The sequence below is a fragment of the Sorangium sp. So ce295 genome (genome assembly GCF_051527405.1).
Lineage (GTDB): Bacteria > Myxococcota_A > Polyangia > Polyangiales > Polyangiaceae > Sorangium > Sorangium cellulosum_B.
On the sequence record NZ_CP150324.1, the window covers coordinates 12,046,883 to 12,052,945 of the forward strand.

General features: G+C 69.2%; 4 protein-coding genes. All 4 read left to right on the forward strand.

Translation table 11 applies throughout. The annotated features are described in order from the left end of the window. Window position 1: 1 nt before the first annotated feature. The 4 genes from WMF11_RS45740 to WMF11_RS45755 are packed head-to-tail and all read left to right on the forward strand — an operon-like array spanning window position 2 to window position 5,895. On the forward strand, window positions 2-1,198 hold the full coding sequence (locus tag WMF11_RS45740) for an SDR family oxidoreductase (RefSeq protein WP_437975222.1): 1,197 nt from the start codon (window positions 2-4) through the stop codon (window positions 1,196-1,198). A gap of 21 nt (window positions 1,199-1,219) precedes the next feature. Beyond that, window positions 1,220-2,914 (forward strand): cyclic peptide export ABC transporter, encoded by a 1,695-nt coding sequence (locus WMF11_RS45745; protein WP_437975223.1) that lies wholly within the window; start codon window positions 1,220-1,222, stop codon window positions 2,912-2,914. Next, window positions 2,911-4,569 (forward strand): cyclic peptide export ABC transporter, encoded by a 1,659-nt coding sequence (locus tag WMF11_RS45750; protein WP_437975224.1) that lies wholly within the window; start codon window positions 2,911-2,913, stop codon window positions 4,567-4,569. Before WMF11_RS45745 ends, WMF11_RS45750 begins: the two co-directional genes overlap by 4 nt. 42 nt (window positions 4,570-4,611) lie before the next feature. After that, on the forward strand, window positions 4,612-5,895 hold the full coding sequence (locus WMF11_RS45755; protein ID WP_437975225.1) for a hypothetical protein: 1,284 nt from the start codon (window positions 4,612-4,614) through the stop codon (window positions 5,893-5,895). Window positions 5,896-6,063: the final 168 nt, after the last annotated feature.

Sequence of the window (6,063 nt, forward strand, 5' to 3'; positions counted from 1 at the left end):
CATGACGAACACGACGCGCGAAACGAGGCATGCCGCGGGCTTCGCCGGCCCTCCGGGCAACGTGCTGCTCACCGGCGCCAGCGGCTTCCTCGGCATTCACTTGCTGCATGACCTGCTGGTCAGCGGCGCGACCGTCAGCTGCCTGCTGCGAGGGGAGAGCGAGCAGCGGGCGCGGCGATCGCTCGAGGACAAATGGAGCTGGTTCTTCCCCGAAGTCGAGCTCGCGCCCCACCGCGAGCGGCTCCGCGTCCTCCTCGCCGATGTCACGGCTCGACACCTCGGCCTGAGCGGACGTGCTTACGACGCGCTCGCCGAGACACATGGCGCGATGTTCAACGTGGCGGGGAACGTGAACGGCGGCGAGCTCCGCGAGCTGCTGCCGATCAACGTCGGCCTCGTCGAGTCGCTGATAGAGCTCAGCCGATACGGCTGCCCCAAGCACCTGCATCACGTCTCGACCGTCGGCGTCGTCGGTTACTTCAGGGGGCGACCCCGCGTCGAAGCGTTCGCCGAACAGCACCTCCAGGAAGGGCAGGTGTTCCTCGACGCCTACAGCGAGTCGAAGTACCGAGCGGAGGTGATCTTGCGCCAGGCAATGGCGGAAGGCATCCCGGCCACGGCCTATCGCGTGGGCTTCATCGGCCCCCACAGCCAGACGGGGACATTCCAGCAAAACGCGGATCAGAACTACACGAGCCGCTACGTCCGCGCCTGTGTGCGCCTCGGCTTCGCTCCCTACTTGCCGGAGGTCCACATCCCGATCACGCCCGTCGACGCCGTCGCGCGCGCCATCCTCGCGCTCGGCCTCGCGCGCGGATCGAGCAGCGAGAGCGCCGGGCAGACGTACTACGTCGAGACGCCCAACCCCGTCAGGCACTACGACGTCATGCGTGTGCTGCAGGCCGCGGGGTATCCGCTCCGGCTGATGGAGGTCGAGGACCTGAAAGGATGCGCCCAGCGGCTCTCCAGCGACAAGGAGTCTCTCGGGCTGGTGCTGCCTCAAGCGGCAGACCCCGAGACGCATCAGGCGCCGATCGACGGGAGGGCCAGCCTGGCGGCGCTGGCGCGCTGCGGGTTCGACTATGCGTCGTCGGGGGAGTGGCTCGGGCGCTTCGTCGCGCACGCGATCGAGGTGGGCTTCCTTCCGCCGCCGCGTTTCTGGGCCGAAGCGCCGCTGCCGCGCGGACTCATCACCTGAGGCGGGCTCTTGCTACGGTTCTTGCTGCAACTGGTCAAATCCTCCCGAGCGCTGATGGCGAGCGCGCTGGTGGGCAGCGTGCTGAGCGGCCTGGGCGTGAGCGTGGTGATCGCGCTGATCAACCGGGCGCTGGAGAGCGAGCGCCCCCCCCTCACGCACGGCCTGCTCTTCGCGGGGATCAGCCTCGCGATGCTGGCTTGCCGCTGGTGGGCGCACGGCGAGCTGGTCAAGCTGAGCGAGAGGACCCTGGCGCGCCTCCGCGTGCTCGCCAGCCGTCAGCTGGCCGAGACGCGCTATCGCGAGCTCGAAGAGCGGGGATCGGCGCGGCTGCTCGCGCTGTTGACCGAGGACGTCGGCACGGTCGCCGATTTCTTCGTGACCCTGCCCGCGCTCGTTGTCCACGGGGCCGTCTTGCTCGGGTGTCTCGGCTATCTGCTCGTCCTGTCCCCGCAGGCGTTCGTGCTCGGCGCCTTCGTGATGCTGGGAGGAGCGCTGTTCGTTCGCCGCATCAAGCGCCGAGCCAACACGCTGCTCGGTGAGGCGCGCGCCGCGGAGGATCGGGTCTTCCTGGCGTTTCGGGCGCTGTTCAGCGGCGCCAAGGAGCTCACCCTGAACGCCCGCCGGCGTGAGGCGTTCCTGGTGGACGTGGTGGGCCGCAGCACGGACGCGGCGCGGCAGCTCTGGACGCGGGGGCTGTCGCTGCACACGACGGCCGTCACCTGGCAGATCTCGTTGTTCTTCGCCGTGATCGGCAGCGTGCTCTTCGGGCTCGGCAGCGTGGCCCCGCTGCCCGAACCTGCGCGCTCCGGCTACGCCCTGATGGTGCTCTACATGCTGGTGCCCCTGCTCGCGCTGGCGCAGGCGAGCCCTGCCTTCGAGCGCACACGCGTCGCGCTCGACCGGCTGCGTTCGTTCGGGGTGGACACCGCCGCGCTCGCGCCGAGCGCGGCGCCGCCGGCGCCCGAGCCGTTCCGCGGCCTGCGCCTCGCCGGCGTGCAACACAGCTACCGCCGGGAGGGTGAGGACGGCGTCTTCGTCCTGGGGCCCGTCGATCTGGAGCTGCGGCCCGGAGAGCTGGTGTTCCTGGTCGGCGCCAACGGCAGCGGGAAGACCACCCTCGCCAAGCTCGTCGTCGGCTTGTACGAGCCCGAGGCAGGCGCGATCGTGCACAACGGGAGGCCGATCGACGCGAGCACCCGGAGCGCCTACCGCGAGAGCTTCTCGGCCGTATTCTCTGACTTTCACCTGTTCGAGGCCCTGCTCGGCATCGACGCGGTCGACGTCGACGACCGCGCGAACGCGCTCCTCGGCGCGCTGGGGCTCGCGCACAAGGTGACGGTGCGCGACGGTGCGCTCTCCACCACGCGCCTGTCGAGCGGGCAACGCCGGCGTCTGGCGCTGCTGATCGCCTACCTCGAGGACCGGCCGGTGCTCGTGTTCGACGAGTGGGCCGCCGATCAGGATCCCGTGTACAAGCGCGTCTTCTACGCCGAGGTCCTGCCCGCCCTGCGGGCCCGCGGCAAAGCCGTGCTGGTGATCAGCCACGATGACCGCTTCTTCCACCTGGCCGATCGCTGCCTGAAGCTCTCGGCCGGAAGGCTCGAAGAGATCCCCGTACCGCCTCCCCCCCAGGGCGCGCTGGAGGCCGCGCGCGAAGGCGTGTTCGCCCTCGATCCGCCGCGGCGCAATGGGCAGCCCGAGCTCCGAACGCCATGAGGATACTGCTCTCTCTCGCTCACGCCTCCCGCGCCACGCTCGTCGCTGCGCTGGCCGCCAGCGTCTTGAGCGGGCTGCTCGGCGCGGCCCTGACCGCGCTGATCAACCGCGCGCTCGAGGCGAGCCCTGGCGAGCTGCTGTCGCTAGGGCTCATGTTCGCGGCCGCCTGCGTCGGCATGCTGGTCTTTCGCATCTGGTCCGAAGCGAGGTTCGCGGAGCTGAGCCAGAGCACGCTCGCGCGGCTTCGCCAGCAGGTCTGCCGGCGCATGGCCACGGCTCCTTTTCGCGAGATCGAGGCCCACGGCGGCGCGCGCTGGCTGGCGGTGCTGGTGGAGGACGTGCAGCGCGTGGCGCATTTCTTCGTCACGGTGCCGAAGCTCCTGGTGCACGGCGCCATCGTCCTCGGCTGCCTGGGATATCTCGCGATCCTCTCCTGGCAACTGTTCCTGTTCGCGATCGGCATGGTGCTCGCCGGCGCCTGCCTCCACCTGGCGCTCGTGGGGCGCGGGCACCGGCACCTGTCGCGCGCCCGCGACGAAGAGGACGAGCTGTATGAGCACTTCCGGGCGCTGATCGACGGCGCCAAGGAGCTCAACTTGAGCCGCGCGCGGCGCGAGGCGTTCCTCCGCGACGTGCTGGAGCGCTCCGTGAACTCCGTTCGAAAGCAGCGCACGCGCGGCTTTCTGGTCTTCGTCGGCGCGGGCAGCATCGGCAGCTTCCTGTTCTTCGTGGTGATCGGCGTCGTGCTGTTCGTCATCTCGCCGCTGATGAACGTCGACGGCCCGGTGCGCTCGGCCTACGCGCTGATGTTCCTGTACATGATGCACCCCATGGAAGTGCTCGTGGAGGCGGTGCCCGAGCTCTCGCAGGCCCGCATCGCCCTCGAGCGCCTCGAAGAGCTCCCGCCCGCGCCGCGAGCCGACGCGGAGGACGCGGGGCGTGAGGGGCGCGGGCAGGCTGGCGAGCTCGCTCAGGAGCGCGCGTTCGAGCGGCTCACGCTGCGCCAGGTCAGCCATCGCTACCGCCGCGACGGCGAGGAAGATCCCTTCCTGCTCGGCCCCATCGATCTCGAGCTCAAGCGCGGCGAGGTCGTGTTCCTGGTCGGCGGCAACGGCGGAGGCAAGACGACCCTCGCCAAGCTGCTGGTGGGGCTGTACGAGCCGGAAGATGGCCATATCCTCGTCAACGGCGAGCTCGTCTCCGGCGAGCGGCGCGAGCGCCACCGCCAGCGCTTCGCCGCCGTCTTCTCCGAGTTCCACCTCTTCGAGAACCTGCTCGGCATCTCTTCAGAGAACCTCGACGAGCGCGCCCGCACCCTGCTCGCTCGCCTCGAGCTCGCCCACAAAGTCCGCGTCGAGCGCGGCGTCTTCTCCACCACGGAGCTCTCGCGCGGCCAGCAGAAGCGCCTGGCGTTGCTCGTCGCCTACCTCGAAGACCGCCCCGTCTACGTCTTCGACGAGTGGGCGGCCGACCAGGACCCCATCTTCAAGGACGTCTTTTACACCGAGCTCTTGCCCGACCTCAAAGCGCGCGGCAAAGCCGTCCTCGTCATCACCCACGATGATCACTACTTCCACCTGGCAGACCGCCAGCTGAAGCTCGACTACGGCCGCATCGAGGAGCGCTGCGCAAGGCCCGCTGCCGCCGCGATATGAGGAGGTAGGCGAGGATTTTCCGGCGTGATACTCCCCAGCCGCATGTCGCGTCCAATCCGGCTCTCCAGGGCTCTCCTGCTCGCGCTGGCGGTGGTCGCGACGTGGCTGTGCGCCCCGCGCCGTGCCTTCGCCGGAACCCCCCCGCGCCTGTTCCTGAGCTGCAGCGAGGATTGCTTCGATCCCTACCTGCGCCAGCAGCTGAGCTACTTCGACTTCGTGCGCGACGTCTACCTCGCCGACATCGCGCTCGTGATCGTGAGGCAACCGGCTGGCAACGGCGGTGAGCACTGGACCGCGACGCTCGCGCGGCGCGCTCCGGGGCGAGCGTTCGAGTCCCGTCCGCCCGCCTCCGTGCTCTCGTCCCCGGGCGCCCCGGCCCACGACGCGCGCGATCGCTTGTTACAGCTCATCCTCCGCCTGCTCTTCACCGAGCTGGCGAGCACGCCGCACGGCGAGGCGTTCAAGATTGGCTTGCCGCAGCGCGAGAACCTCGCGCTGAGCTCGCTCTACGATCCGTGGAACTACTGGGTATTCGCGCCTGCTGCGTGGGGATCCGCCGAGGCGGGCAGCGGCTACTACCGAGTCCAGGCCGGCGGCGGCGCCGCCGCGCGACGCATCACGGAGCACTCGAAAGTGCGCCTGATGGGAGGCTACACGCGCAGCCTCAGCAGCTACCGCCTCGAGGACGGCGACCGCATCTTCGGCGACGTGTACGAATGGGACGGCCGCGCGCTGTACGCCCACTCCATCGGGAGGCACTTCGCGCTGGGGGCCATCTACACGGCGGTGGGCAACGAGTTCGAGAACTACCGCTGGCACATGCATGGAGGACCGGTCTTCGAGGTCAATCTCTTCCCGTATCACCAGAGCGCGACGCGGCAGCTGCGCTTCATCTACCAGGTCGGGGCCTGGGCGAACGGCTACATCGAGGACAACACGGCCGGGCTGCGCCACGAGCAGCGGCCCTACCACGCCCTGTCGATGATCATCGACATGAACAACACCTGGGGCAGCGTGGAGTGGATAGGCCAGGTCAACGAGTTCCTCGACGACCCCGAGCTGTACCGGATGAGCACGGGGCTCACGCTGAGCGTGCGCTTGTTCGAAGGCCTGACCGCCTCGATCGAGGGCCAGTTCGCGTGGGTGCGCGACCTGATCAACCTGCGGGGGCGGACGATCACCGACGAGGAGCTGCTGCTCGAGACTGCGCAGCAACCCACGAACTTCACCAGCACCGCGAGCCTCTCCTTCACGTACACGTTTGGCAGCGCGCACAACACGGTTGTCAACCCGCGCTTCGGGCGGATCGACCTGGAAGATGAGTGAGCCCAGACCTCAGGGCGCCACGGGACTTCTCTCAGTTACGCGCTGGGCGCCATTCGCGGCATCGTGCCAGGGACGCGAGGTCGACCCCGGGAACTCGATGCCTCGGAGGGGCAGGCCCGGGGTCGAACATCTCGCGCGCTGCTGCAGGTAGAGGCGCAAGCGCGCGAG

Bases quoted from the DNA above. Each gene is read 5' to 3' on its own strand.
- WMF11_RS45740 (WP_437975222.1), top strand. From the start codon at position 2: ATGACGAACACGACGCGCGAAACGAGGCATGCCGCGGGCTTCGCCGGC.
- WMF11_RS45750 (WP_437975224.1), top strand. From the start codon at position 2,911: ATGAGGATACTGCTCTCTCTCGCTCACGCCTCCCGCGCCACGCTCGTC.
- WMF11_RS45755 (WP_437975225.1), top strand. From the start codon at position 4,612: ATGTCGCGTCCAATCCGGCTCTCCAGGGCTCTCCTGCTCGCGCTGGCG.